The sequence below is a fragment of the Saccharothrix stipae genome (assembly GCF_054781895.1).
On the sequence record NZ_BAAGTN010000017.1, the window covers coordinates 985,228 to 1,010,789 of the forward strand.

23 protein-coding genes and 1 tRNA gene are annotated in these 25,562 nt (G+C 72.2%); 19 read left to right on the forward strand and 5 right to left on the reverse strand.

Annotated features, from left to right (window positions below; all coding sequences use genetic code 11):
* Nucleotides 1-446: 446 nt before the first annotated feature.
* From ACYVLT_RS32810 to ACYVLT_RS32840, 7 genes are all read left to right on the forward strand, one after another.
* Nucleotides 447-1,577 (forward strand): TadA family conjugal transfer-associated ATPase, encoded by a 1,131-nt coding sequence (locus ACYVLT_RS32810; RefSeq protein ID WP_461124003.1) that lies wholly within the window; start codon nucleotides 447-449, stop codon nucleotides 1,575-1,577.
* On the forward strand, nucleotides 1,574-2,335 hold the full coding sequence (locus tag ACYVLT_RS32815) for a type II secretion system F family protein (protein ID WP_461124004.1): 762 nt from the start codon (nucleotides 1,574-1,576) through the stop codon (nucleotides 2,333-2,335). The genes ACYVLT_RS32810 and ACYVLT_RS32815 overlap by 4 nt, the downstream gene beginning before the upstream one ends.
* A gap of 475 nt (nucleotides 2,336-2,810) precedes the next feature.
* Entirely contained in the window at nucleotides 2,811-3,365 is a 555-nt protein-coding gene (locus ACYVLT_RS32820) for a type II secretion system F family protein (protein ID WP_461124005.1), read from the forward strand.
* A gap of 28 nt (nucleotides 3,366-3,393) precedes the next feature.
* Nucleotides 3,394-3,570 carry a DUF4244 domain-containing protein gene (locus ACYVLT_RS32825; protein ID WP_461124006.1) on the forward strand — a complete coding sequence of 59 codons (177 nt, stop codon included), beginning with the start codon at nucleotides 3,394-3,396 and terminating at the stop codon, nucleotides 3,568-3,570.
* Nucleotides 3,567-3,959 (forward strand): TadE family type IV pilus minor pilin, encoded by a 393-nt coding sequence (locus ACYVLT_RS32830; RefSeq protein ID WP_461124007.1) that lies wholly within the window; start codon nucleotides 3,567-3,569, stop codon nucleotides 3,957-3,959. The genes ACYVLT_RS32825 and ACYVLT_RS32830 overlap by 4 nt, the downstream gene beginning before the upstream one ends.
* Nucleotides 3,952-4,284, forward strand: a complete 333-nt coding sequence (locus ACYVLT_RS32835) for an Rv3654c family TadE-like protein (protein WP_461124008.1) — start codon at nucleotides 3,952-3,954, stop codon at nucleotides 4,282-4,284. Before ACYVLT_RS32830 ends, ACYVLT_RS32835 begins: the two co-directional genes overlap by 8 nt.
* A gap of 264 nt (nucleotides 4,285-4,548) precedes the next feature.
* Complete coding sequence (locus ACYVLT_RS32840) at nucleotides 4,549-5,151, forward strand: bifunctional DNA primase/polymerase (RefSeq protein WP_461124009.1); 603 nt, start codon at nucleotides 4,549-4,551, stop codon at nucleotides 5,149-5,151.
* Here ACYVLT_RS32840 and ACYVLT_RS32845 read toward each other — a convergent pair.
* A complete protein-coding gene (locus tag ACYVLT_RS32845; RefSeq protein WP_461124010.1) occupies nucleotides 5,121-7,559 on the reverse strand; it encodes a DEAD/DEAH box helicase in 2,439 nt (812 codons plus the stop codon). The two genes, ACYVLT_RS32840 and ACYVLT_RS32845, sit on opposite strands and share 31 nt — an antisense overlap.
* Nucleotides 7,560-7,815: 256 nt before the next feature.
* Here ACYVLT_RS32845 and ACYVLT_RS32850 point away from each other — a divergent pair, with 256 nt between their 5' ends.
* From ACYVLT_RS32850 to ACYVLT_RS32885, 8 genes are all read left to right on the forward strand, one after another.
* Nucleotides 7,816-10,119 (forward strand): sodium-translocating pyrophosphatase, encoded by a 2,304-nt coding sequence (locus ACYVLT_RS32850; RefSeq protein ID WP_461124011.1) that lies wholly within the window; start codon nucleotides 7,816-7,818, stop codon nucleotides 10,117-10,119.
* A 162-nt stretch (nucleotides 10,120-10,281) separates the two neighbouring features.
* Complete coding sequence (locus ACYVLT_RS32855) at nucleotides 10,282-10,863, forward strand: hypothetical protein (protein ID WP_461124012.1); 582 nt, start codon at nucleotides 10,282-10,284, stop codon at nucleotides 10,861-10,863.
* A gap of 40 nt (nucleotides 10,864-10,903) precedes the next feature.
* A complete protein-coding gene (locus ACYVLT_RS32860) occupies nucleotides 10,904-11,509 on the forward strand; it encodes a hypothetical protein (RefSeq protein WP_461124013.1) in 606 nt (201 codons plus the stop codon).
* Between the two features lie 92 nt (nucleotides 11,510-11,601).
* Nucleotides 11,602-12,504, forward strand: a complete 903-nt coding sequence (locus ACYVLT_RS32865) for a hypothetical protein (RefSeq protein ID WP_461124014.1) — start codon at nucleotides 11,602-11,604, stop codon at nucleotides 12,502-12,504.
* Between the two features lie 126 nt (nucleotides 12,505-12,630).
* On the forward strand, nucleotides 12,631-15,393 hold the full coding sequence (gene topA / locus ACYVLT_RS32870) for a type I DNA topoisomerase (protein WP_461124015.1): 2,763 nt from the start codon (nucleotides 12,631-12,633) through the stop codon (nucleotides 15,391-15,393).
* A gap of 13 nt (nucleotides 15,394-15,406) precedes the next feature.
* Nucleotides 15,407-15,895, forward strand: a complete 489-nt coding sequence (locus ACYVLT_RS32875; RefSeq protein ID WP_461124016.1) for a hypothetical protein — start codon at nucleotides 15,407-15,409, stop codon at nucleotides 15,893-15,895.
* Nucleotides 15,896-15,979: 84 nt separating this feature from the next.
* Nucleotides 15,980-18,007: a bifunctional MFS transporter/dTMP kinase gene (locus tag ACYVLT_RS32880; protein ID WP_461124017.1), complete on the forward strand. Its 2,028-nt coding sequence runs from the start codon at nucleotides 15,980-15,982 to the stop codon at nucleotides 18,005-18,007.
* Nucleotides 18,008-18,027: 20 nt separating this feature from the next.
* A complete protein-coding gene (locus ACYVLT_RS32885; protein WP_461124018.1) occupies nucleotides 18,028-19,227 on the forward strand; it encodes a DNA polymerase III subunit delta' in 1,200 nt (399 codons plus the stop codon).
* Between the two features lie 10 nt (nucleotides 19,228-19,237).
* On the opposite strand, the gene ACYVLT_RS32890 is transcribed toward ACYVLT_RS32885, so the two are convergent.
* Complete coding sequence (locus tag ACYVLT_RS32890; protein WP_461124019.1) at nucleotides 19,238-20,842, reverse strand: hypothetical protein; 1,605 nt, start codon at nucleotides 20,840-20,842, stop codon at nucleotides 19,238-19,240.
* Between the two features lie 122 nt (nucleotides 20,843-20,964).
* On the opposite strand from ACYVLT_RS32890, the gene ACYVLT_RS32895 reads away from it, so the two are divergent.
* A tRNA-Thr gene (locus ACYVLT_RS32895) sits at nucleotides 20,965-21,038 on the forward strand.
* Nucleotides 21,039-21,210: 172 nt separating this feature from the next.
* On the forward strand, nucleotides 21,211-21,387 hold the full coding sequence (locus ACYVLT_RS32900) for a hypothetical protein (RefSeq protein ID WP_461124020.1): 177 nt from the start codon (nucleotides 21,211-21,213) through the stop codon (nucleotides 21,385-21,387).
* On the opposite strand, the gene ACYVLT_RS32905 is transcribed toward ACYVLT_RS32900, so the two are convergent.
* The gene (locus ACYVLT_RS32905; protein WP_461124021.1) at nucleotides 21,374-22,324 is read right to left on the reverse strand and encodes a TIGR03617 family F420-dependent LLM class oxidoreductase; all 951 of its coding nucleotides are present in this window, start codon (nucleotides 22,322-22,324) and stop codon (nucleotides 21,374-21,376) included. The genes ACYVLT_RS32900 and ACYVLT_RS32905 overlap by 14 nt on opposite strands.
* A 148-nt stretch (nucleotides 22,325-22,472) precedes the next feature.
* Here ACYVLT_RS32905 and ACYVLT_RS32910 point away from each other — a divergent pair, with 148 nt between their 5' ends.
* Together ACYVLT_RS32910 and ACYVLT_RS32915 are read left to right on the forward strand one after the other, a co-directional pair.
* On the forward strand, nucleotides 22,473-22,976 hold the full coding sequence (locus ACYVLT_RS32910; RefSeq protein WP_461124022.1) for a MarR family winged helix-turn-helix transcriptional regulator: 504 nt from the start codon (nucleotides 22,473-22,475) through the stop codon (nucleotides 22,974-22,976).
* Nucleotides 22,976-24,649, forward strand: a complete 1,674-nt coding sequence (locus tag ACYVLT_RS32915) for an MDR family MFS transporter (protein ID WP_461124023.1) — start codon at nucleotides 22,976-22,978, stop codon at nucleotides 24,647-24,649. Before ACYVLT_RS32910 ends, ACYVLT_RS32915 begins: the two co-directional genes overlap by 1 nt.
* Nucleotides 24,650-24,738: 89 nt before the next feature.
* Here the strand turns inward: ACYVLT_RS32915 and ACYVLT_RS32920 are convergent, their stop codons facing one another.
* Nucleotides 24,739-25,242 (reverse strand): inorganic diphosphatase, encoded by a 504-nt coding sequence (locus ACYVLT_RS32920; protein ID WP_360466180.1) that lies wholly within the window; start codon nucleotides 25,240-25,242, stop codon nucleotides 24,739-24,741.
* Nucleotides 25,243-25,280: 38 nt separating this feature from the next.
* A complete protein-coding gene (locus tag ACYVLT_RS32925; protein ID WP_461124024.1) occupies nucleotides 25,281-25,541 on the reverse strand; it encodes a hypothetical protein in 261 nt (86 codons plus the stop codon).
* Nucleotides 25,542-25,562: the final 21 nt, after the last annotated feature.

Below are 25,562 nucleotides of genomic sequence, written 5' to 3' on the forward strand. Positions count from 1 at the left end.
GCGAGCCGTGTCCGTTGTGGCCGCCCAGCCGGCACTTCGGGCGCTTTCGCCGGCGGTGTTGCGCGAGACGGCGGTCGCCGATGGGCCATGGCGGTTGTCGTCCGGTCCCGCCGGCGGGTCGGAGTGCCGGTGATGTCGGGCGATGGCGGTCGGCCGAGAGGTCGTGTGGTGGCAACGGAAGTCGGCGGTGCCGCATGAGCCGCGCGGGATGCGATCGGGTTGGTGGGTCGTGAGCGGTGATCGCAAGCCCGCGGTGAGGCGGCATCCCGCGTTCCGACCGACGCGGGTGTTCCGGACCTGTCGTCCCGTGCCGCTGTCGACCCTCGTACTCGGCGAGTTGGCGGCGCACTTCCCCACCGGGCCGGGTGGTGGGCGGCGGGTGTTGGTGGAGGCGGCGTCGGAGGTCGTGGCGAGGCGTCGCACGGGGTTGTCGAAGGAGGTCGGTCGTGAACGATCTTGTTGAGCGCGTCCGTCAGCGGCTGGCCAGTGGGCGTGGCGATCTCACGTCGGCCGCCGTCGCGGCGGCGGTGCGCGGGGAAGCCGGTGGGGTGCTGGGCGACGAGGACGTCCAGCGGGCGCTCGCCGTGCTGCGGCAGGAGTTCGTCGGCGCCGGTCCGCTCGAACCGCTGCTGCGGGATCCCGACACCACCGACGTCCTGGTCACCAGGCCTGACGAGGTGTGGGTGGACGGCGTCGGCGGTCTGCGGCGCACGGACGTCGCCTTCCCCGACGAAGCCGCCGTCCGCCGGCTCGCGCAGCGGCTCGCGGTGGCGGCGGGGCGGCGGTTGGACGACGCGGCGCCCTGCGTCGACGGGTGGTTGCCCGGCTCGGTGCGGTTGCACGCGGTGTTGCCGCCGATCGCGCCGTTCACCTGCCTGTCGTTGCGGATCCTGCGCCCGGCGGTGCACGACCTGGCGACGTTGCGGGCGTGCGGCACGTTCGACCGGCCGACGGCCGACCTGCTCCGCGCGATCGTGGTGGCCCGGCAGGCCTTCCTGGTCGTCGGCGGCACCGGCTCGGGGAAGACGACCCTGCTCGCCGCGTTGCTCGGGTGCGTGCCGCACCACGAACGGGTGGTGTGCGTGGAGGACGCGGGTGAGCTCCAGCCAGACCACCCGCAGTTCGTCCGGCTGCTGGCGCGCGGCCCGAACGTCGAGGGCGCGGGTGAGGTGACGGTGCGCGACCTGGTCCGACAGGCGTTGCGGATGCGGCCGGACCGGATCGTGGTCGGTGAGGTGCGTGGCGCGGAGGTGTGCGAGCTCCTGTCGTCGCTCAACACCGGGCACGACGGTGGGGCCGGGACGCTGCACGCGAACTCGCCCGCCGAGGTCCCCGCCCGGCTGGAGGCGTTGGCCGCGCTCGGCGGGCTCGACCGGCAGGCGTTGCACAGCCAGCTCGCCGCGGCGGTCAAGGTCGTGTTGCACATGCGCCGTGCGGGCGACGGCAGCCGACACCTCGCCGAGATCGGTGTGCTGGAACGACGTTCCGGTCACCTGGTCATCCGGCCGGCGTGGCGACGTGACGGCGGTTGGCAGGAGGCCGCCGCGGCCCTGAAGTCGACTGTGGGGTGGCCATGAGTTGGTTGTTGCTGGCGGCCGCCCTGGTGGTCTTGCCGTCCGCCGAGGCGCGGCGGCGACTTGTCCGGCTTCGGGGAAGACGGCGGTGGAAGGGGTTCAGGCCCAACCCCTGGTGGGTCGTGGCGGCGGGATTCCTCCTGGGCATCCCGGTCGGCGTCGGCGGGGCGGTCGCGGGTGCGTTGCTGGCCGGGACCGTGTGGCGGACGTACCGCGAGACGACCCGGCAACGGGAGCACTTGGCGGCTTCGGTCGCCCTCGCGGACGGGCTGAAGGGGTTCGTGGCCGAGTTGCGTTCGGGCGCCCACCCGGCCGAGGCCGCCCTCGGTGCCGCCGAGGACGCGGAACCACCGGCGAGCGAGGTCCTGCGCGCGATCGCTTCGACTTCGGCACGCGGCGGTGATGTCGAGGCGGCGCTCGCCGACTTCCCGGACGCCCACCACCTGGCCCGGGCGTGGCGGCTGTCGGCGGCGCACGGCGTGCCGTTGGCCGATGTGCTGGACGCGGTCCGCCGCGACCTCGATCGGCGCACCGCGTTCGCCGGTCAGGTCAACGCCCGCATGGCCGGCCCGCGGGCGGGCGCGGCGGTGCTGGCCGGCCTGCCGCTCTTCGGCGTGGTGCTCGGCGAACTGGGCGGCGCGGGTCCGTTGGCAATCCTGACCGGCACCGCGCCGGGACAGGCGCTGCTGGTCGCCGGAGTCGTCCTGATCTGCGCGGGTCTGCGGTGGAGCGGTCGCCTGACCAGGCAGGTGATCGCATGAGTGGGGTGGGGATGGCCGGCGCGGCCGGTCGGGTCGGTCGGGTGGGTGATCGCATGAGTGGGGTGGAGATGGCCGGTGCGGATGGTCGGGGCGGTCGTGGCCTGTGCGGGCCTGCGGTGGAGCGGTCGGCTGGCCAGGCAGGTGGTCGCATGACTGGGGTGCGCGGGTGGGGCGGCTGGGATTTGGTCGAAGTCGTGGTGGGCGGGCCGGTCGATTGGGTGGGTGGTCGCCTGAGTGGGGTGGGGATGGCTGGTGCGGACGGTCGGGGCGGTCGTGGGCTGGGTGGGGTTGCGGTGGGGTGGTTGGTTGGTCGGTCGGGTGATCGCTTGAGTGCGGTGCGCGTGGGCGGGGTCTGGGTCGGGGTGGGGTGCGGTGGCCGGCTGTTCGGGCGGGGTCGTCGGGTGGTGCCGGCGAGGGTGGTCGGGGCGGGCGTGATCCGTGTTCGGCGCCGGCGGTGTGGTGGGTGGGTGGTCGTGTGAGCCTGTTGTTGCTCGTGTTGGCGGTGCTCGTGTTGCCGGTGCGGTCGAGGGCCGCGTTGCGGGTGAAGCCGGTGCCCGAGCGGAAAACGGAGGCGAAGGCGCGGCCGCCGGATCCGTTTGCCGCGGCGGCTACCTGGGATCTGCTGGCGGCCGCGTTGCGGGCGGGGTTGCCGGTGGCGGGGGCGGTGCGGGCCGTCCTGCCCGGCGTGCCGCCGGGGCCGGCCGAGTGCCTGCGCGAGGTGGTCGACCTGCTCGCGCTGGGCGCGGACCCGGTGCACGCGTGGGCCGGGGCGCTCGGCCACCCGGACACCGCGCCGCTGGCCAGGGCGGCCCGCCGCACCGCCCGGTCGGGTGCCGCGCTGGCCGGTGCGGCGGCGGATCTCGCGGTGGAGGCGCGGGCCAGGGTGGCCGACCAGGCCGAGGCGCGTGCGCAACGCGCCGCGGTGCTCGTGGCGGGACCGCTGGCGCTGTGCTTCCTGCCCGCGTTCCTGTGCCTGGGTGTCGTGCCGGTGGTCATCGGCATCGTCGCCGGCGTGACACACAACTGGTGAAAGTCCACAATGGACGGAAGGCTGGAACATGATTGCCGGTAAGCAGAAGTTGTGGGACGACAGCGGGATGTCCACGGTGGAGTACGCGATCGGCACGCTCGCCGCCGCCGCGCTGGCCCTGCTGCTGTTCTCGTTGTTGAGCGGGGACTGGGTGGAGGGCCTCCTACGGGGTCTGCTGCAACGGGCGTTCACGGTGGACGCGTGAACCCCGACCGGGGTGCGCTCGTCGGTGACCGGGGCCTGTCCGCTGATGGCCGGGGTGCGCTCGTCGGTGACCGGGGAGGGGTGACGGTCGAGGCGGCGGTGGCGGTGTGCGGGTTGGTGGCCGTCCTCGCCCTGGGTGTCGCCGCCGTGATGGCGGTCGTGGGCCAGCTCCGGTGCACCGACGCGGCACGGGAGGCGGCGCGGTTGGTGGCCCGGGGCGACGTCGGGCGCGTGGACGGTGTGGTCGGGGCGATCGCGCCGCAAGGGGCCCGGTGGGCGGTCCGGCGAGAGGGGGACACGGCCTCGGTCGAGGTCACCGTCTCGCGCCTGGGCGTGGAGCTCCGGGCCCGGGCCCACGCGGTGGTCGAGCCGGGGGTGGCCGGTGGATGACCGAGGGGCGGCGTCCGTGGTGGCGGTGGCGGTCGCGGCGGTGTGGTTCGCGTTGGTGGTGGTCGGCGTGCACGTCGGCGAGGCCGTCGTGACCAGGCACCGGGTGAGCGCGGCGGCAGATCTCGGCGCGTTGGCGGCGGCCGGCCAGTTGGCCTCCGGGGTCGCGCACGCCTGTGCCCGCGCCGAGTGGGTCGTCGACCAGATGGGCGGTCGGCTGGTCGCGTGCCTGGTAGAGGGCTGGGAGGTGACCGTGAGGGTGTCCGGTGGTACCACCGCGTTCGGCTCGGTGAGCGTCCGCGCTCGCGCAGGTCCGGCCGAACCGTGACCCCTACCCGACGCGACGAACGGTCGTCCGCCGGCGGTGAGCGGACTCACACGACCGCAGATTCGCGGCTTCGCGGTGGGTGAACGGCTGGTGACGCGTTCTGCCGCACGCCCCCACCCACCGCGCTCGCCGTGCCACAACGACCAGTTGTCGACTGGCGGTTACCAAAACCCCCGGTCATGCCGTTAGTTCAAGTGGTGGCACCGACACGGTGTCGAACAACACGCGACACGGTGTCGTGGAACCGCAGGAGGCGAACGAAAGATGGAGTGGTCGGATAGCTGGCGCGGGGCCTTCCGCATCGAGCTGCGCGCAGAGGCGGTCAACCTCGCGTGGCACGGGTGGCCTGTGCTGCCGGGCACCTATCCGGCGGGTGAGCGGTGGGCCGGGCGCGACGGCGTCGAGGACGACGGGCCGGTTCCGGTGCACCACGACTGGCAGGAGCGGATCGGCACCAAGGCGGCGCAGGTCGCCACCTGGTGGACGGGCCACTCCTACAGCATCCTGCTGGCCACGGGCCACGGCGTGGACGCCATCGAGGTCGGCGCCGACCTGGGCCGCCGGGCCGCGGTGGAGCTGCGCGCCACCGGCGTCCCCGTGCCGATCCTGGCGACCCCCGAGGGCCGCTGGATGTTCCTGGTCGCCTCCGGCGGCGCGCCGGTCACCGAGCCCGAGGTCAAGCACCACGGCAAGGGCGAGTACGTCGCGCTGCCGCCGAGCCCGGCCCACGTCGGCGTCGTGCACTGGCGGGTCAAGCCGCAGATCTGCGCGTGGCACCTGCCGCACGCGGACGTGGTCCGCGACGCCTTCCTCCAGGCCGCCGACCGCACCACCGACTACGGCCTGGTCGCCGCCGACCGGTCGTGATCCACGTGGCCGTGCCGGGCGTCGTGACGGCTCTCCCCGACAACCCCGAGCACGACGTCCAGCACGGCCACACCGCCCGCCTTGTCCAGCGGATCGTTGCCATTCCCGCACTTCGGCGACTGAACGCAGGACGGGCACCCGGCCGGACACGCGCAAGACGCGATGGCCTCCCTAGTAGCGACCAACCACGGGACTACCGCGGTGAACCCGCGGTCGGCGAACCCGGCTCCCCCGGGATGACCGTCGTGCACGAACACCGTCGCCTCCCCGGTGTCCTCGTGCAGCGCGGTCGAGACTCCGCCGATGTCCCAGCGGTCACAGGTCGCGAAGAGCGGTAGCAGGCCGATCGCCGCGTGTTCGGCGGCGTGCAGTGCGCCGGGGACGCGCGCCGGAGCCAGACCGGCGCCCCCCGGCGCACTGCCCACACCCCGACCGTCCACCGACCCGTCGCCCGACACCCCGTCGCCCGACACCTCGCCGCTCAACAACTCGGCGGACACGGTGTACCAGACCGCCCGCGTCACCAACGTCTGCGCGGGCAGCGACAGCGGCACCGAGTCGATCACCTGACCGGACGGCAGCTTCCGCAGGTAGCCGACGACCTGCGAGGTCACCTCGACCTCGCCGAGGCACACGGTCACCCCGTCGAACTCGCGCTTCTCCAGCACCCGCACCACCGAGATGTCCTTGGTGTCACGGGCCGTCGTCGTCCAGTCCGGCTTCTCCGCGTGCACCATCGCCAGACCGGCGTCGAGGTCCAGCTCGTCCACCACGTACGACTCGCCCTGGTGCAGGTAGACGGCCCCGGAGTGCACCTGCCAGCACGCCGAACCGGGGTCGACCGTGCCGAGCATCCGCCCGGAGTCGGCCTCCACCACCACGACCTGCTCGCCACCGGACCCGCGGATGTCCACGGCCGAGTGCGGCCGGTCGTGCGAGGTCCAGTACCAGCCGTTGGGCCGCCGCCGCAGCACCCGCCGCGCCGTCATGTCCTCCACCACGGCCAGCGCCGCTGCACCGCCGAACGACTCCAACGACTCCGGCGTCAACGGCAGCTCGGCCGCCGCGCACGCCAGCTGCGGCTCCAGCACGTACGGGTTCGTCGGGTCCAGCACCGTCGCCTCGACCGGCTTGTCGAGCACCGCCGACGGGTTGTGCACCAGGTAGGTGTCCAACGGGTCGTCCCGCGCCACGAACACCACCAGGGCGTCGGTGTCCTCGGTCCGTCCCGCCCGCCCGGCCTGCTGCCAGAACGACGCCAGCGTGCCCGGGAAACCGGCCACCACCACCGCGTCCAACCCGACGATGTCGACGCCGAGCTCCAACGCGTTCGTCGTCGCCACACCCAGCAGCTCGCCCGACGACACCGCCCGCTCCAACGCCCGCCGCTCCTCCGGCAGGTACCCGCCCCGGTAGGCGGCCACCCGCGAGGCCAGCGCCGGGTCGACCTCCGAGAGCACCCGCCGCGCCCCCAACGCGGTCAGCTCCGCGCCCACCCGCGACCGCACGAACGCCAACGACCGCGCGCCCTCCACCACCAGGTCCGCCAGGATCCGCGCGGTCTCCGCACCCGCCGACCGCCGCACCGGCGCGCCGTTCTCGCCCTCCAGCTCGTCCAGCAGCGGCGGCTCCCACAACGCCACCGTCCGCCCCGCGCGCGGTGACCCGTCCTCCGTCACCGCCGCGCAGGGCGCGCCCAGCAACGCCGCCGCCGACGCCGCCGGATCGGCCACGGTCGCCGACGCCAGCACGAACACCGGGTCCGCGCCGTACCGCTGCGCGACCCGCCGCAGCCGCCGCAGCAACAACGCCACGTGCGAACCGAAGACACCTCGGTACGTGTGGCACTCGTCGACCACCACGTACGACAGCCGGCGCAGGAACCTGATCCACCGGGCGTGGTTGGGCAGCACGCCCCGGTGCAGCATGTCGGGGTTGCTGAACACCCAGTTGGCGTGGGCGCGCACCCAATCGCGTTCGGCCATCGGGGTGTCGCCGTCGAACGACGCCGCCCGCACGCCCGGCACGCCCAAACCGCTCACCGACCTCAACTGGTCCGCGCCCAACGCCTTCGTCGGCGAGAGGTACAGGGCCGTTGCCTTCGGATCAACCGTCAACGCGCTCAGCACCGGCAATTGGTACGCCAGCGACTTGCCCGACGCGGTGCCCGTCGCCACCACGACGTGCGACCCGGACCAAGCCGACGTCGCCGCTTCCACCTGGTGCCGCCACGGTTGCGCCACACCCCGCTCCACCAGCGCGGACTTCACCGACGGCGGCACCCACGACGGCCACGCGACGGGTCGGGCCGGACGCGGCGGCTGCTCCTCGGCGTGCGTCAACGGCGATTCGCCCGCCGGCACCCCGGCGAGGACCCGGTCCAGCAAACGACGTCCCTGGTTCGCCACGGGGCGCAGCTTCGCACATCGCGCCGACTTCACGGACCCCTCCGGAAGGGATGCGACACAGCCTGCGCGGATAACGGTGTGTGCACGGAACGGGACGCCTCGTTGCCTGCTTGCGCACTATGAATAGACTCCGCCGCTATCGCATCCAATGAGGGGTGCATCACGTTGTGTCGGGGCTGACAGTCGCGTGAGTGACCCGCCTCACACCAGCGGGGTGGCCCTGGCATTGGGCTTGGAAAACTCACCAGGAGGACGGATGTCCCGGCAATTCCTCGCGGAGGGCCTAGAGCTCTCCGGAGGTGATCGCGGCCTCGTCGCCGTGGTCGCCGTGGTCGCCCTGGCTGCCCTGGCCGTGGGCTACGTGCTGCTCCGGGAGGTACTGGCCGCGGGCCAGGGCACCTCCAAGATGCAGGACATCGCCAAGGCGGTCCAAGAGGGCGCAGCGGCCTACCTCAACCGGCAGTTCCGAACGCTCGGCATCTTCGTCGTCATCGTGTTCGTGCTGCTGTTCGCGCTTCCTGCCGAGGACATCGGCGAACGGATCGGCCGATCGCTGTTCTTCCTCGTCGGCGCCGGCTTCTCCGCCGTCATCGGCTACCTCGGCATGTGGCTGTCGACCCGCGCGAACGTGCGCGTCGCCGCCGCGGCCAAGGAGACCGGCGGCCGGGAGAAGGCCATGCGGATCGCGTTCCGCACCGGCGGCGTGGTCGGCATGTTCACCGTCGGCCTGGGCCTGTTCGGCGCGGCCCTGGTCGTGTTCGTCTACGTGGGCCAGGCGCCGCGCGTGCTGGAGGGCTTCGGCTTCGGCGCCGCGCTGCTGGCCATGTTCATGCGGGTCGGCGGCGGCATCTTCACCAAGGCCGCCGACGTCGGCGCGGACCTCGTCGGCAAGGTCGAGCAGGGCATCCCCGAGGACGACCCGCGCAACGCCGCGACCATCGCCGACAACGTGGGCGACAACGTCGGCGACTGCGCCGGCATGGCCGCGGACCTGTTCGAGTCCTACGCCGTCACCCTGGTGGCGTCGCTGATCCTCGGCACCGCCGCGTTCGGCGCGAAGGGCCTGCTGTTCCCGCTGATCGTGCCCGCGATCGGCGTGCTCACCGCGGTCATCGGCGTGTACATCACCAGCGCGCGGACCGGGGAGAACGGCCTCGCCGCGATCAACCGCTCGTTCTACATCTCGGCGGTCATCTCGGCGGTGCTGTGCACGGTCGCGGCGTTCCTCTTCCTGCCGAGCTCGTTCGCGGGCCTCGCGGGCGTGTCGGAGGAGATCGCGGGCACCCCGGGCAACCCGGCCCTGATCGCCGCCGTCGCGGTGATCATCGGCATCGTGCTGGCGGGCGTCATCCTGTGGCTGACCGGCTACTTCACCGGCACCGAGCACAAGCCGGTCAAGGAGGTCGGCCGCACCTCGCTCACCGGCGCGGCGACGGTCATCCTGTCCGGCATCTCGGTCGGCTTCGAGTCGGCGGTCTACACCGCGCTGGTCATCGGCGGCGCGGTCTACGGCGCGTTCCTGCTGTCCGGCTCCGTGGTCGTGTCGCTGTTCGCGGTGGCGCTGGCGGGCTGCGGCCTGCTGACCACGGTCGGCGTGATCGTGGCCATGGACACCTTCGGCCCGGTCTCCGACAACGCGCAGGGCATCGCCGAGATGTCCGGCGACGTGGACGGCGAGGGCGCGCAGATCCTCACCGAGCTCGACGCGGTGGGCAACACCACCAAGGCCATCACCAAGGGCATCGCGATCGCCACCGCCGTGCTCGCCGCGACCGCGCTGTTCGGCTCCTACAAGGACGCCATCGAACAGGCGCTGCGGGACGTGCAGGTGGGCCTGGGCGAGGTGCCGGTGTCGTTCAGCAACGTGGTGTTCAGCCCGAACGTGCTGGTCGGCGTCATCATCGGCGCGGCCGTGGTGTTCATGTTCTCCGGTCTCGCGGTCAACGCGGTGACCCGGGCCGCGGGTGCGATCGTGTTCGAGGTGCGCCGCCAGTTCCGGGACAACCCGGGCATCATGGACGGCACGGTCAAGCCGGAGTACGGCCGGGTCGTGGACATCTGCACCAAGGACTCGCTGCGCGAGCTGGCCACCCCCGGCCTGCTGGCGGTGCTGGCGCCGATCGCGGTCGGCTTCGGCCTCGGTGTCGGTCCGCTGGCCGGGTACCTGGCCGGCGCGATCGCGACCGGCACGCTGATGGCGGTGTTCCTGGCCAACTCCGGTGGCGCCTGGGACAACGCGAAGAAGCTGGTCGAGGACGGCAACCACGGTGGCAAGGGCTCCGACGCCCACGCCGCGACCGTCATCGGCGACACCGTCGGCGACCCGTTCAAGGACACCGCCGGTCCGGCCATCAACCCGCTGATCAAGGTGATGAACCTGGTCTCGGTGCTGATCGCGCCCGCGATCGTCGGGTTCTCCGTCGGCGCGGGCGAGTCGGCCGGCATCCGGTACTCGATCGCGGTCGTGGCGGCCGTGGTCATCGTGGCGGCCGTGGTCGTGTCCAAGCGGCGCGGCACGGCCATCGCGGACACCCCGGCGGAGGCCACCACCTCCGCGTGACGTGCGGGTAAGGGGGCGGGGTGTCGCGGTTCGGGGCACCCCGCCCTCGCGCGTCCGGGGCAGGTCGGGTGGGCTCGTCCGGATGGGCGCACACTGTCGGGTGTCGCCCAGAACTCAATCTGCCCAGGATCGAACTCGCACAGAACGGTGGGGAGCACCCTGATGAGACTTCTTCCGCTGGTCGCCGCGACCGCCGTGGTCGTGGCGCTCGCCGGGTGCGGGTCCGGGGGTGACACCACCGCGCCCACGTCGTCCACCTCGCCGTCCGACGCCGCGGCGGTGGCGTACATGGACAAGGTGTGCACGGCCGCGGCGTCGTTCGCCACGGTGCAGAAGACGCCGCCGCAGCTGGACGCCAACGACCCGGCGAAGCTCAAGGCCGACATGGGCGCCTACATGGGCCAGATGGCCGACGCGTTCAGCCAGACCGCGGCCAGGCTGCGCGACGTCGGGCCGTCGCCGGTGGCGGGCGGCGACCAGCAGGTGGAGCAGATGGCGGCGACGTTCACCGACATCGCGAAGAACTTCACCGACGCCAAGGCGGCCATCGAGGCGGCGGACGCCAACGACCCCGTCGGCGGGCTCCAGGCCGCCGGTGAGGCCATCACACGTCTGGATGATTTCGTGGCGCCGCTGAAGCAGCTGGAGGCGTCACCTGAGCTTTCGTCGGCGGCCGAGAAGGCCGGTGCCTGCCAGGACCTGCGGACCTTGAGGCCGTCGGAATCGGCGTCACCCACCTCGTAGTAGGTTGCGCCATCGACTGGTCATCTCCCTGGGGGTATTCGTGAAGCACCGTGTCGCGCTCGCCGGCGTGTTCGCCGCCGTCCTGGTCACCTCCGCGTGCGGTGGTGGCTCGTCGTCTTCGGGGTCGGGCTCGTCCACGGCCGCCGCGACCACCACCACGGCGGCCAACGCCGACCCGGTCAAGTGGACCGGCACGTTCTGCGACGGTCTCGGGCCCACGATCGAGGGCGTGATGAACCTGCTCAAGACGATGTTCGAGGGTGGTGCCGAGGACCCGGCCCTGCAGAAGACCGCGATGCTGGACTACACCTCCAACGCGGGCAAGGCGCTGACCGACTCCGGCGCGGAGCTGGCGAAGCTCGGCGCGCCCTCGCCGGAGACCCAGCAGCTGCACGACGAGCTGGTCAAGTTCTTCCAGGACTCCGGCGAGGAGCTGAAGAAGGTCAACACCGAGCTGGCCGCGCTCGACCCGAACGACCCGGAGTTCAGCACCAAGCTCGGCGAGCTGGGTGGCGACCAGGCCGACCCGTCGAAGCTCCAGGAGCAGATCAAGAAGCTCCAGGAGGACCCGAAGCTCGCCGAGGCGTTCAAGCAGGCCCCGCAGTGCGTCAAGATGGCGGACGCGCTGAAGTCGCTCGGCGGCTGACCCGCCGATGGGACGGCTGAGACCGGTGGGGCACGTGGTTCAGCCCTTCGGAGACTGGCCGTGGTCGAACGTGTGTTCTACGCTGCGTCTTCGTGGGGCAACTGTCCTTCTACTCGGCCGAGGCGAGACAACCTTGTGTCGGTGACCTGGCGGGCCTGCTGTGCGGGCCCGGTCGGGCGCTGGGCTTCGCCCGTGGACGTGCGGCCCGGGTGTCGGTGGACCTCGACACCCGGGACCGGGCCGTCGCGGTGGTGGCGGCGTTGGCCGAGCGCGGGGTGCAGGCGCGGGTCGAGCTGATCCGCTCCCGGCCGGTCCGGGTCGAGGCGGCCGACGCCGTGGAACCCGAACCCGCCGGGGCCGAGTCGACCGCCGCCGACGAGCCGGTGGACGAGTCGCCGGACGACGAACTGCCCGGTCACGAGCCGATCGACGGCGAACTGCCCGAGTACGAGCCGGTCGACGACGAGCCGGACGGGTTCGCGCCGGTGGTGATCGGGTCGGGCCGCAGCGGTCCGGCCGAGTCCGAGGCCGACCTGCCCGAACCCGAGCCGGCCGCGACCGACCCCGAACTGCCCGATCCCGAGGTGTCGGATCCGGGCCTGGTCGAACCGGAGATCACGGAGTCGTGGCAGGTCACAACCCCGTTCCGGGCCGACCTGGCCGGGCTGGCCGGGCAGTGGTTCGACGGCGACCGCAAGGTCGTGCCCCCCGACTTCACGCTCGACGGCGGCGCGCTGCGGCTGTGGGCGCTCGCGTCCGGCCGGTGGGTGGAGTCCGGCTCCGGGTACCTGCTCGGCCTCGACCCGGACGCGCCCGACACGCACGAAACCCTCCGAAAAGCGTTGGCCACGTCGGGCCTCCCGGCGACACTCTTGGCGGGGAGAGCCGGGGGACCGGCGCTGCGTGTCGTCGGCCGACGGCGGCTCGAACGGCTCGCGGAGCTGGTCGGACGCGCGCCGAGGGGCGTCGCGGAACGCACCTGGCCGGCCGCGTAGCGCGTCGGGTTGGCGGAGGATCCGGCACAGTTGTGTCACCCTGTCCCGACCAGGGCTGCCCAGCGGCGACAAAGGACAGTGCACACTGGCGGGTCGGGACACAGTGTTCGAAGAGAGCGGGACGGCGTGGCTGGATCGACACGGGCGAGGAAGACAAACGGGGGATCAGCGAGCGGCAACCGGCGGTTGGTGATCGTCGAGTCGCCCGCGAAGGCGCGGAAGATCGCGTCGTACCTCGGCAACGACTTCGTCGTGGAGTCATCCAAGGGGCACATCCGGGACCTGCCCCGCGGCGCGGCCGACGTGCCCGCGAAGTACAAGGGCATGCCGTGGGCCCGGCTCGGTGTCGACGTCGACCACGGCTTCGAGCCGCTCTACGTCGTCACGCCGGACAAGCGCTCGACCGTCGCGGAGCTGAAAGAGCTGCTCAAGGACGTCGACGAGCTCTACCTCGCGACAGACGGCGACCGCGAGGGCGAGGCCATCGCCTGGCACCTGCTGGACACCCTGAAGCCGAAGGTCCCGGTCCGGCGGATGGTGTTCCACGAGATCACCGAGCCCGCGATCCTCGCCGCCGCCGCGAACCCGCGCGACCTGGACCAGGACCTGGTCGACGCGCAGGAGACCCGCCGCATCCTCGACCGCCTCTACGGCTACGAGGTCAGCCCGGTGCTGTGGAAGAAGGTCATGCCGAAGCTCTCGGCGGGCCGCGTGCAGTCCGTGGCGACCCGGATCGTGGTCGAGCGCGAGCGCGAGCGGATGAAGTTCGTCACGGCCTCGTACTGGGACGTCTCGGCGACCATGGACGCGGGCGCCGACGCCTCGCCCCGCACGTTCGGCGCCCGGCTGATCGCGGTCGACGGCACCCGCCTGGCCGCGGGCCGAGACTTCGGCTCCGACGGCAGGCTCAAGGCCGGTTCGGAAGTGCGGGTGCTGGACGAGGCGCAGGCCAGGGCCATCGCCGAAGGCCTGGTCAACGCCGCCATGACGGTCTCCTCGGTGGAGGAGAAGCCGTACACGCGCAAGCCCTACGCGCCGTTCATGACCTCCACGTTGCAGCAGGAGGCGGGCCGGAAGCTGCGCTTCTCCGCGGACCGCACCATGCGCACCGCGCAGAAGCTGTACGAGAACGGCTACATCACCTACATGCGCACCGACAGCACGACGCTGTCGGAGACCGCGATCACGGCGGCCCGGGCGCAGGCCACCGAGCTGTACGGCTCGCAGTTCGTGGCCAAGGAGCCGCGCCAGTACACCCGCAAGGTCAAGAACGCGCAGGAGGCGCACGAGGCCATCCGCCCGGCCGGCGAGGTGTTCCGCACCCCCGGCGAGGTGGCCCGTGAGCTGGAGTCCGACGAGTTCAAGCTCTACGAGCTGATCTGGCAGCGCACGATCGCCTCCCAGATGGCCGACGCGCGCGGCAACACGACCAGCGTCCGCATCTCCGGCACCACGGCGGCGGGCGAGGCCGTCACCTTCGCCGCCTCCGGCCGCACGATCACCTTCGCGGGCTTCCTCAAGGCCTACGTGGAGACGGTCGACTCGGAGGCGGGCGGCGAGTCCGACGACGCCGAGTCGCGCCTGCCGCAGCTGGTCAAGGACCAGTCGGTGCTGGCGGCCGAGCTGTCCGCGGACGGCCACTCCACCAGCCCGCCGCCGCGCTTCACCGAGGCGAGCCTGATCAAGACGATGGAGGAGCTCGGCATCGGCCGCCCCTCCACCTACGCCTCGATCATCAGCACCGTCCAGGACCGCGGCTACGTGTGGAAGAAGGGCTCCGCCCTGGTGCCGTCGTGGGTGGCGTTCGCCGTGGTCGGGCTGCTGGAGCAGCACTTCGGCCGGCTGGTGGACTACGACTTCACCGCCGCGCTGGAGGACGAGCTCGACGGCATCGCCGCGGGCCGCCAGGAGCGCACCACCTGGCTGTCCGGGTTCTACTTCGGCGGCAACGTCGGCCCGGAGTCGTCGGTCGGCCGGTCCGGCGGCCTGAAGAAGCTGGTCGGCTCCAGCGTCGAGGCGATCGACGCCCGCGAGGTCAACTCGATCCCGCTGTTCTCCGACGTCGAGGGCCGCACGGTCTACGTCCGCGTCGGCCGCTACGGGCCGTACCTGGAGCGCGAGGTCGAGGGGCCGGAGGGCGAGACCAGCGCGCAGCGGGCGAACCTGCCCGACGACCTGCCGCCGGACGAGCTGAACCGCGAGGTCGCGGAGAAGCTGTTCTCGACGCCGCAGGAGGGCCGCTCGCTGGGCACGGACCCGGTCACCGGGCACGAGATCGTGGCCAAGGAGGGCAGGTTCGGGCCGTACGTGACCGAGGTGCTCCCCGAGGCGCCCGAGGGCACGAAGAAGCCGCCGAAGCCACGCACCGGGTCGCTGTTCAAGTCGATGGCGCTGGACTCGGTGACGCTGGACGACGCGCTGAAGCTGCTCTCGCTGCCGCGCGTGGTCGGCAAGGACCCGGAGACCGGCGCGGAGATCACCGCGCAGAACGGCCGGTACGGGCCCTACCTGAAGAAGGGCACCGACTCGCGGTCGCTGACCAGCGAGGACCAGCTGTTCTCGGTCACCCTCGACGAGGCGCTGAAGATCTACGCCGAGCCGAAGAAGCGAGGCCGGGCGGCCGCCGCTCCGCCGTTGAAGGAGCTGGGCGCGGACCCGGTGTCCGGCAAGCCGATGGTGGTCAAGGAGGGCCGGTTCGGCCCGTACGTGACCGACGGCGAGACCAACGCCTCGCTGCGCAAGTCCGACAGCGTGGAAGGCCTGTCCGACGAGCGGGCGGCCGAGTTGCTGGCCGAGAAGCGGGCCAAGGGGCCGACCACGAAGAAGAAGGCACCGGCGGCCAAGAAGGCGCCCGCGCGCAAGAAGGCTCCGGCGAAGACCAAGAGCTAGAGGAGGCGGGGCGGTGGACGGCTCAGTCCCGGGTCGGTCCGGTGCCGACCGGTCCGGCGCCGGCCAGGTCGGTGCCGGCCGGTTCGGCTACGACGGCACGCAGCCGCCCCCGCCGCCGCCGCTGTTCCCGGACGCGCTCGCGGGGCTGGTGACCGGCGAGCGCTACGAGGCGAAGGCCGCGCCGCCGGTCGTGCCGCCGCCGCCGATGCCCGTGCCGCAGCCAGGACCGGCCTACGTCCCACCGGCCCGCCGCGCGTCCGCCCGCGAGCAGGCGCGCAAACCCGTGCGCGCTCCGGCGCAACACGTGTCCGGGCAGCCTGCGGCCCACGTGCCGCACGCGCAGCTGGCCAGTCGGCAGCCTCAGCAGGACGCGGTGCGGCAGGGTCCGAAGAAGGGCAAAGGTGGGCTGATCGGGTGCCTGGTCGTGCTGGCCGCGCTCAGCGGGCTGCTGTTCAACGTGCTGCGTGAGATCATCGAAGCCGTGGTCGATCTGATGAGATGATCTCGCTTCGGTCACCCGAACGGCGGATGTGGTCAGGCGGGTGAATCGGTCCGGCTACCCTTACGGCCTGCATCATCGGCGGGGGTGAGCACCATCCAAGACGGCGGCACAGCGGCCTCGACCAGCCACCGGATTCGTAGCGTGTTGGCGATCCGGCCGTTCCGCAGGCTCTGGGGTGTCACCTATCTGTGCAGCGTGGGTGACTGGCTGTCACTGCTGGCCCTGACCGGCCTGGTCACCAAGATGATGGACAGCTACCAGTGGCAGAGCTTCTCGCTCAGCCTGGTCGTGCTGACCCAGCTGCTGCCCGGCATCCTGTTCGCCCCGCTCGGCGGTGTGCTCGCGGACCGGTTCGACCGCCGCAAGATCATGGTGGTCTGCGACCTGCTGCGCGGCGGCCTGTTCATCTCGATCGCGCTGGTCGGCACGGCGTGGTGGCTGTTCATCGCGAACTTCCTGGTCGGCTGCTGCGCGATGCTGTGGATCCCGGCCAAGGACTCGGCCGTGCCGAACCTGCTGCGCCGCCCGGACCAGGTGGAGACGGCCAACCAGCTCGGCCTGGTGATGACCTACGGCATCTCGGTCATCTCCGGCGCGGGCCTGTACTCGATCATCTCCGGCATCCCCGGCTACCTCGGCCTGCAGAGCAGCGACATCGAGTTCCGGATCGCGACCATCGCGGTCATGGTCAACGGCGCGCTGTACGTGACGTCGGCCATCATCGTGGCGACCCGCATCCCGGAGCTGTCCGGGCGGATCGCCGCGGTCAAGCAGACCCGGGAGAACGGCGAGGCGCCCGGCTTCTTCGCCATGCTGCGCGACGGCATGAAGTACGCCGCCCGCACACCGCTGGTCCGCGGCCTGGTCGTCGGCATGATCGGCGCGTTCGCCGCGGCCGGCGCGGTGATCGGCACGGCGACCCCGTACTCGCAGTCGTTGCTGGGCGGCGACTCCACGTTCGGCCTGCTGTTCGTGGCCGTGTTCGCGGGCTTGGCGCTGGGCATGGCGACCGCGCCGCGGATGGCCCGGCGGCTGCCCTACGACCGGCTGTTCGGCGTGACGATCCTGGTCGCGGGCCTGAGCCTGCTGTTCGTGGCCTTCGCGCCGCACCTCTGGTTCGCGCTGGTGGCGGTGGCGTTCGTGGGCGCGTCGGCGGGCATGGCGTTCCTCACCGGCCTGACCATCGTCGGCTCGCAGGTCGAGGACGCGATGCGCGGCCGGACCGTGGCGCTGCTCCAGTCGCTGCTCAAGGTGGTGCTGTTCGCCGCGTCGGCGGCCGCGCCGCTGCTGGTCACGCTGGTGCAGAAGCGCACGATCACGATCTTCGACCACCCCATGCAGGTGGACGGCACCCGGCCGGTGCTGTTCGGCGCGGGCGTGATCGCCGCGCTGCTCGGCCTGATCGCCTACCGGCAGATGGACAACCGGCGGTCCGAGCCGATCCTGTCCGACCTGCTCGCGGCGCTGCGCGGTCGGGCGCGGCGGACGGGCGGGCTGCTGATCGCGGTCGAGGGCGACACCCGGCAGGACACGTCCGTGCAGGCCAGGAGGCTGGCCGAGGCGTTGCGCGAGACCGGGCGCGAGGTGGTGCTGGCCTCCGACCCCGACCTGGACGAGCAGCGGTTGCGCAACCTGCTGACCACCGCCGACCTGGCCGGCGTGCGGGCGCACGCCCTGGTGGCCGCCGCCGTGCGGGCCGACGTGGTGGAGCGCGAGGTGCGCCCGGCGTTGGACAACGGCGCGCTGGTCGTCATGGAGCGGTACGTCGACAGCCCGTTGGCGCACTTCAGCGCGGCGGGCAGCGTGGAGCCGCGCGAGGTGGAGGGCCTGGTCGACTGGGCCACCGGGCGGCTGCGGCCGGACGTGACCGTGCTGCTGGACCGGACGCCGTCGCAGGTGAGGGCCTCCGGCGGCACGCTGGACACCGTCGAGCACCACTGGCGGGTGCAGAAGCTGCTGACCGACATGGCCTCGGCCGACCCGGAGCGCTACGTCGTGGTCGACGCCGACGGGACCGAGGACGAGGTGGCCGAACGGGTGCGGACCTCGGTGCTGCCGCTGCTGGCCCGGCGGACCAGGATCCCGGTCAAGCCGGTGGCGGAGACGCCCTGACGGATCGGTACGGTCGGCTGGTGAACCGTGGTGTGTGGGGCGACGTCGTCGGTCAACCCGAGGCGGTCGCGGTGTTGTCGGCGGCGGCCGAGGCCGCCGCGTCGATCGTGGCGGGCGGGTCGCCGGCGCCGGGTGCGATGACCCACGCGTGGCTGTTCACCGGGCCGCCCGGGTCGGGGCGCTCGGTGGCGGCACGGGCGTTCGCCGCCGCGTTGCTGTGCACCACCGCGGACGACCGGCCGGGCTGCGGTTCGTGCGCCGGGTGCCACACCGCGCTGGCGGGCACGCACGCCGACGTGCGGGTGGTCGCGCCCGAGGGCCTGTCGATCTCGGTGGCCGAGATGCGGTCGCTGGTGCAGGTGTCGGCCCGGCGGCCGACGTCCGGGCGGTGGCAGGTGGTGATCATCGCCGACGCCGACCGGCTCACCGAGGGCGCGGCGAACGCGCTGCTCAAGGCCGTCGAGGAGCCTCCGGCGCGGACCGTGTTCCTGCTGTGCGCGCCGTCGGACCACCCCGAGGACGTGTCGGTGACCATCCGGTCGCGGTGCCGGATCGTGTCGCTGGCCACGCCGCGGGCCGCGGCGATCGCGTCGGCGTTGGAGGACGAGGGCGTGGCGCCGGAGGTGGCGTCGTGGGCGGCCTCGGTGTGCGGCGGGCACGTGGGCCGGGCGCGGCGGTTGGCGACCGACGAGCAGTCCCGGTCGCGGCGCGAGGCCGTGCTGCGGATCCCCATGGCGTTGCGCCGGCCCGCGGACATCTTCACCTGCGCCGACCAGCTCGTCTCGGCCGCCGAGGGCGACGCGTTGACCGCGAACGAGGGTCGTGACGTGGCCGAACGCGAGGCGTTGGAGACCGCCATGGGCGGTGGCGGCACGGGCAAGGGCACGGCCGCCGCGTCACGCGGTGCCAAGGGCGCGTTGAAGGACCTGGAGAAGCGGCAGAAGTCGCGGGCCACCCGGACCCAGCGCGACTCGCTGGACCAGGCGCTGGTCGACCTGGCCGCGTTCTACCGGGACGTGCTGGTGACCACGACCGGCGCGCGGGCCGTGCTCAACCACCCGGACCGGGCCGAGGACGCCCGTGCGGCGGCGTCGGAGTGGACGCCGGAGTCGACGTTGCGCAGGCTTGAGGCCGTGCTGAACTGCCGGACCGCGCTGGAGCTGAACGTGAAGCCGCGCATCGCCATCGAGGCCATGCTCACCACGCTCCAGCGGGGCTGACGGCCCGTGCTCAGGCCGCGGGCGGTGGCTCGGGCGATCGGGTCCTGACGCCGGCCGGGCGTGCCGTCGGGCGGCGGCGGTTCGGCAGCGCGCCGACCAGGACGGCGCCGATCAGCAGCAGGGCGGTCCCGGTCCAGAAGATCGGCACCGCCTGGTACGCGGCGTTGGTGTAGGCCAGCGGTCGGCCCTTCGGCGGCGCCGCCTGCCCGCCACCGCCCGGCGGCGCCTGCGTGGGAGCGCAGACCACGCCGCCGCTCGGCGCCGCCGCGCGCACGATCTGCTCACCCAGGGACACCTGTGCCAGCGCCGACGGCAGGTTCGGCAGACCGAGCGCGTCGGTCGGCAGCAGCTGGAGGTCGAGCAGGCGCGCGGTGGCGCCGAGCATGAAGCCCTTGATGGTGGGACCGTCCTGCTGGAGGGGTCCGTCGAGCACCATGTCCTTCTGGTTGAGCTGCGCGATCTGCAGTCGCAGCACGCCGATGTCGAGCTTGGGCAGCCCTTCGGCCAGGGCGCCGACGAGCGGCAGCTTCTGGCCGGGCGTGAGCCCGATCGGCACGTCCAGCCTGGGGTTGGCCGCGTCGAGCGTGCCGAGCTCCTTGCCGCCCTGGCTGACCCGCAGCACCGGCGCGGTGTAGCTGATCTTCGACGTGGCCTGGTCGCCGGTGGACAGCGCGACGAGGGTCGGCTGGCCGACCACGTCGACGCGGATCTCGGCCGGGGTGCCGGCCAGCAGCCGCACGCTCGCGGCCTGGAGCGTGGAGGTCGACCGGACGGCCTTGTTCGGGCTGCCGGGCAGGTCGACCAGCTCGACCGTGGAACGGGCGGCGAGCGTGTCCGGGAGGCTGAGCAGCGAGCCGTCCGCGCCGCTGTCGGGCGTGCCGGAGAGCAGGCCGCCGAGTTGGCTGAGCGGCGCGGTCAGCTGCTTGACCTGGTCGATCAGGGACTGCTTGGCGGTCGCGTCGAGCTTCGGCGCGTCGCCGGCGAGCAGGTCGGTGAGGTCCGGCGTGCTGGGCAGGGTCGGGATCGCGTTGAGCACGCTGAGGGACGCAACGGAGGTCTTGGCGTCCGCGAGCGGTTGCACGCACGGGCCCAGGTCGTCGTCCCACCGGGCGTGCACGCTGCCGTTGAGCAGACCGACCTTGAGCAGGGCGTCCAGTGGCGTGGCGGGCGGCGTGAGGCCACCGGTGACGGGCGTGGCGTTGTCCGGCGAGGCGGTCTGCACCAGGGTGCCCGGCGTCTGCGGCGCCCGGCCCCGCACCGCGAAGCCCAGCGGCGACGCCTGCGCCACCGAGCGCTCGGAGGCGAGGTAGGACTCGGTGTTGGCCTGGGCGGAGGCGAGCCCGACACCGATCTCGGCCGCCGCCTGCTTGGGCAGCTGCTCGCCGAAGCCGGGCAGGATCGTCTCGGTGGGCGTCGAGTCCGGCGCGAGCCTGACCACGGCCAACCCGGTTCCCGCGTCGCCGATCGCGTGCGCGGTGGGTGCCGGTCCGGCGGACACCGGCGGCTGGTTCGGGTCGCGCGGGCCGGGCACGGGGGTCGTCGTCGGCTGGGCGAGGGCGGGAGCGGCGCAGAGCGCGACCAGCACGGCGGCGGCGGGCAAGGCCATCAAGCGCATGTGGTCGAACCTCCATGGCGGCGTCGTCCTCGCGACGCGCGCGTGAGCAGCGTCACTCCTGTTCCAACGAGCCAACCCCGGCGCGGTGACGCTCTTGGGTTGGGCTATAGTTGTCGCGTCTCGCCGCCTTAGCTCAGTCGGCCAGAGCGGCTCACTCGTAATGAGCAGGTCATCGGTTCGATTCCGATAGGCGGCTCGCGAGATCCGAAGGCCCCGGGTGTCCCACCCGGGGCCTTCGTCGTGTCCGGCCCCGTTCCGCTCGTTCGCTCGCCGATTACGGCGCGAGTCGGCGACACTGCTCCATCGGGGTGACCTTTTCACCATTGGCGTCAGGTGTGGGCGACGGTGTCGTTGCCACCGTGGAGGTGATGGCGATGGTCACGATGGTCGTGGTGACCGTGCTGGCGTTGCCGCTGGCCGTGCTCGCGGCGCGCGTGGGGCGTCGGCGCTGGGTGCGGCGGCGGACCGTGGCGCGGGTTCGGGCCGAGTTGTTCCGGCACTGGGTGCGGGAAGATCCGAGCGGACCGCACCTCATCCGGTCCTGAGGACCGGCGCCGCGATCCTGGTGATCACGTCGCCGTAGCGGCGGGTCGCCTCGGCCTTCGCCTCCTCCGGCGTGCCCACGATCGCGAAGGTGTGGAGAACGTCGTCGCCGACGGCGGCGGCCATGTCGTCCCACTGGCGCCGCCGGGACAGGCGGTGCAGTTCCTCGTGCAGGTCGGCCCACCCGTGCAGGTCGAGCACCTTGCGGTAGGCGGGCGTGGAGCCGTAGAACGCGATCTGCCGCCTGACCTCGGCCACGGCGGCCTCGTCGCAGGCCACCAGCGACGGTCCGCTGATCTCCAACCCGGCGAGCGTCCTGCCCGCCTTGGCCCGGCCCCGCGCCAACGCGGGCAGCGTCACCTCGCGCAGGTACCGCTCGGTGGTGAAGGCGTGGCACAGGAACCCGTCGGCCACCTCGCCCGCGACCTCGGTCATCAGCTCGCCGACGCCCGCCAGCCACACCTTCGGCGGGCCGTGCGGGTTGGGGCCGGGGTCGAAGAACGGCGTCATCAGCGTGTGCGTGTAGAACTCGCCGCGGAACCTCAGCCGCTCCCCGGTGGCCCAGGCCTCCCAGATCGCGCGCAGCGCCAGCACGAACTCGCGCATCCGCGCGGCGGGCCGTGACCACGGCATGCCGAACCGCTTGGTGACGTGCGGCTCCACCTGCGAGCCCAGCCCGAGGTTGAACCGGCCGCCGGACAGCAGCTGGAGGTCGTTGGCCTGCACCGCGGTGCTCATGGGGTTGCGCGCGAACGCCACCGCGATCGCCGTGCCCAGCTCGACCCGCGCCACCTGGTCCGCCACGCGGCCCAGCGCGAGGAACGGGTCGTGCCGGGTCTCGGCCAACCAGAACCCGTCGCAACCCCCGGCCTCGGCCGCCCGTGCCGCGTCGAGGACGGTCCGCGGGTCGTACTCGATCTCCAGCCGGTCGACCTTCATGGGGACGTTCTACTACGCGGTGATCAGCGGCGACCGTGAGACCGGGGTCACCGGTATTTCGTTTGCCAACGCGCGCGGCAAAGTTCATGCTTGTACTCAGCAACTAGTTGGTTGATGCAAGCAAACGGAGTGTGCGATGGCGACCCCGGTGAGTGACGGAGTGCGGGCCGATGAGCTCGCCATGGCCGACCGCGTCGGCATGGCGCTGGTCCGCATGAACAAGATGCACGCCTGCGTCGCCGCGCACATGAGCAAGTCGGGCCTGGACAAGGCCTCCTTCGTGCTGCTGGCCAACCTCAACCAGCTCGGCCCGTCGCGGGCGAGCGCGCTGGCCGAGGCGGTGTTCTCCGACCCGTCCACGGTCAGCCGCCAGGTGGCGACCCTGGTCAAGGACGGCCTGGTGGAACGCCGGGCCGACCCGGAGGACGGCCGGGCGAGCGTGCTGGCGGTGACCGAGGCCGGCGCCCGTCTGCTGGCCGAACGCCGGGCGCAGCGCAACGCGGCGCTGGCCCGCCTGTTCGCGGACTGGCCCGCGCACGAGTGGGGCCAGTTCATCGAGTACTTCGAGCGCTTCGTGGGGGACTACGAGAAGGCGCTACCGGATTTCATCGCTGAGAGCGGACTGGGGCCGCGCTCAGAAGGGGAGAAGTGATGTCGGAAGCGACAACCCGAGCGGACGCGCCGCCACCCGGCGCCGCCCTGCTCACCCACCGGCAGATCCTGACGATCCTGTCGGGCCTGCTGCTCGGGCTGTTCCTGGCCGCGCTCGACCAGATGATCGTGGCCACGGCCATGAAGACCATCGCGGACGAGCTGCACGGCCAGACGTTGCAGGCGTGGGCCACCACCGCGTACCTGATCACCGCGACGGTCTCCACGCCGCTGTACGGCAAGCTGTCCGACATCTACGGCCGCAAGCCGATGTACCTGACCGCGATCTCGCTGTTCCTCGCCGGCTCGCTGCTGTCCGGCATCGCGAACTCGATGTACGAGCTGGCCGCGTTCCGCGCGGTGCAGGGCCTGGGCGCCGGCGGTCTGATGTCGTTGGCCATGGCGATCCTGGCGGACATCACCTCGCCGCGTGAGCGCAGCCGCTACACCGGCTACTTCATGGCCGTGTTCGGCATCTCCAGCGTCGCGGGCCCGGTCGTCGGCGGCCTGTTCGCGGGCATGGAGTCGTTCCTGGGCACGGCCGGCTGGCGCTGGGTGTTCCTGATCAACGTGCCGATCGCGCTGGTCGCGCTGGCCGTGGTGGCCAAGGTGCTCAACATCCCGCACCAGCGGGTGAACCACCGGATCGACTTCGTCGGCGCCGGTCTGCTGACCGTCGGCCTGGTGCCGCTGCTGATCGTGGCCGAGCAGGGCCGCGAGTGGGGCTGGGCGTCGGGCACCGCGATCGCCATGTACGTCGTCGGCGTGCTGGGCCTGATCGGGTTCGTGCTCACCGAGCGGCGCATGGGCGACGAGGCGCTGCTCCCGCTGCGGCTGTTCAAGCGGCAGACGTTCTCGCTGGGCAACGGGATCAACTTCGTGCTGGGCGTCGGGATGTTCGGCGCGATGGTGTCGCTGCCGCTGTACCTGCAGATCGTCAAGGGCTACTCGGCCACCGAGTCGGGCCTGATGATGCTGCCGCTGACGCTGGGCATCATGACGGCGGCGGGCACGAGCGGCAACATCACCGCGAAGACCGGCCGCTACAAGGTGTTCCCGGTGATCGGGTTCGGGTTGATGACGGTCTCGCTGTTCCTGTTCAGCTTCGTCGGCACGGACACGCCGAGCTACCAGCCGCTGGTGCTGATGTTCTTCACCGGCGCGGGCCTCGGCCTGTGCATGCAGACGCTGCTGGTGGCCATCCAGAACGACGCCGAGCCGCGCGACATGGGCGTGGCGACCTCGTCGGCCACGTTCTTCCGCCAGATCGGCGGCACGGTCGGCACCGCGGTGTTCCTGTCGATCCTGTTCAGCACGGTCGGCGACAAGATCGGCAACGCGCTGCGCACGGCCGCGGGCACGCCGGACTTCCAGGCCGCGCTGGCCCGACCGGAGAACCGCGAGTTCGCCGCCGGGTTGCAGGGCGGCGGCGGCTTCGACCTGGACAACACCGAGTTCCTGACCAAGCTCGACCCGGCGCTGGCCCGGCCGTTCCTGGACGGCTTCTCCGAGTCGATCGACCTGGTGTTCCTGGTCGGCAGCGTGGTGACGCTGATCGGTTTCGCGATGATCTGGTTCCTGCGCGAGGTGCCGCTGTCCAACCGGTCCGGCCTGGAGCGGGTGCAGGACGCGAGCGCGGAGGACGAGAAGCCCGCCCCGATCGCGATGCACTGATCCGGTAGCGCCCGGCGCCGTCGGACGAAAGAAGAGGCCCGCTCCCCGATCGGGGGAGCGGGCCTCTGCCGCGTCGGCTCAGGTTCGGCTCAGTGCTCTTCGCCGCGCGCCACGGCGTCCTTCAGGCGCTGGTACGAGCGGACGATCTCGGCCTCGGCCTCGGTGCGGCCGACCCACGTCGCGCCCTCGACGCTCTTGCCCGGCTCCAGGTCCTTGTAGACCTCGAAGAAGTGCTGGATCTCCAGCCGGTAGAACTCGTTGAGGTGGTGGATGTCGCGCAGGTGCTCCGAGCGCGGGTCCTCCGCCGGGACGCAGAGCAGCTTGTCGTCGCCGCCCTTCTCGTCGGTCATCCGGAACATGCCGATCGCCCGCGACTTGATCAGGCAGCCGGGGAACGTCGGCTCCTGGACGATCACGAGCGCGTCGAGCGGGTCGCCGTCCTCGCCCAGCGTGTTGTCGACGAACCCGTAGTCCGCCGGGTACTGAGTGGCCGTGAACAGGGTCCGGTCCAGCCGGATGCGCCCCGTCTTGTGGTCCATCTCGTACTTGTTGCGGACCCCCTTGGGGATCTCGATGGTGACGTCGAACTCCACTGCGCGGTCCTCGCTCGTCTTCGCCGTTCGTTACGCCACTAGTGTGGACTACGACGTCTCGTCAACCCCTTGCCGAGGGTGTGACGTTGCCCGTACTCGACCGCGGAGGACTGCGTGCCCGACGAGCCATCGTGGCCGACCGTTGACGGTGACGAGGTCGACCGCGAGCCGCCGACGGTGCAGGTCAGGCGGCCTGACCCGCCCACCATGCGGATCACCGCGCCGGTGCGCGCCGAGCCCGTCAGGGTGCCGCCGAAGCCGGTCTCGCCGCCCGCCGCGGCGCCGCCGACCGAGATCAAGTCGGAACCTGAACCGGTCCC

What these genes read in the sequence shown, in the direction of transcription:
- ACYVLT_RS32815 (WP_461124004.1), top strand. Translation starts at nt 1,574, where the DNA reads ATGAGTTGGTTGTTGCTGGCGGCCGCCCTGGTGGTCTTGCCGTCCGCC.
- ACYVLT_RS32825 (WP_461124006.1), top strand. Translation starts at nt 3,394, where the DNA reads ATGATTGCCGGTAAGCAGAAGTTGTGGGACGACAGCGGGATGTCCACG.
- ACYVLT_RS32840 (WP_461124009.1), top strand. Translation starts at nt 4,549, where the DNA reads ATGGAGTGGTCGGATAGCTGGCGCGGGGCCTTCCGCATCGAGCTGCGC.
- ACYVLT_RS32850 (WP_461124011.1), top strand. Translation starts at nt 7,816, where the DNA reads ATGTCCCGGCAATTCCTCGCGGAGGGCCTAGAGCTCTCCGGAGGTGAT.
- ACYVLT_RS32855 (WP_461124012.1), top strand. Translation starts at nt 10,282, where the DNA reads ATGAGACTTCTTCCGCTGGTCGCCGCGACCGCCGTGGTCGTGGCGCTC.
- ACYVLT_RS32890 (WP_461124019.1), bottom strand. Translation starts at nt 20,842, where the DNA reads ATGCGCTTGATGGCCTTGCCCGCCGCCGCCGTGCTGGTCGCGCTCTGC.
- ACYVLT_RS32900 (WP_461124020.1), top strand. Translation starts at nt 21,211, where the DNA reads ATGGCGATGGTCACGATGGTCGTGGTGACCGTGCTGGCGTTGCCGCTG.
- ACYVLT_RS32905 (WP_461124021.1), bottom strand. Translation starts at nt 22,324, where the DNA reads ATGAAGGTCGACCGGCTGGAGATCGAGTACGACCCGCGGACCGTCCTC.
- ACYVLT_RS32915 (WP_461124023.1), top strand. Translation starts at nt 22,976, where the DNA reads ATGTCGGAAGCGACAACCCGAGCGGACGCGCCGCCACCCGGCGCCGCC.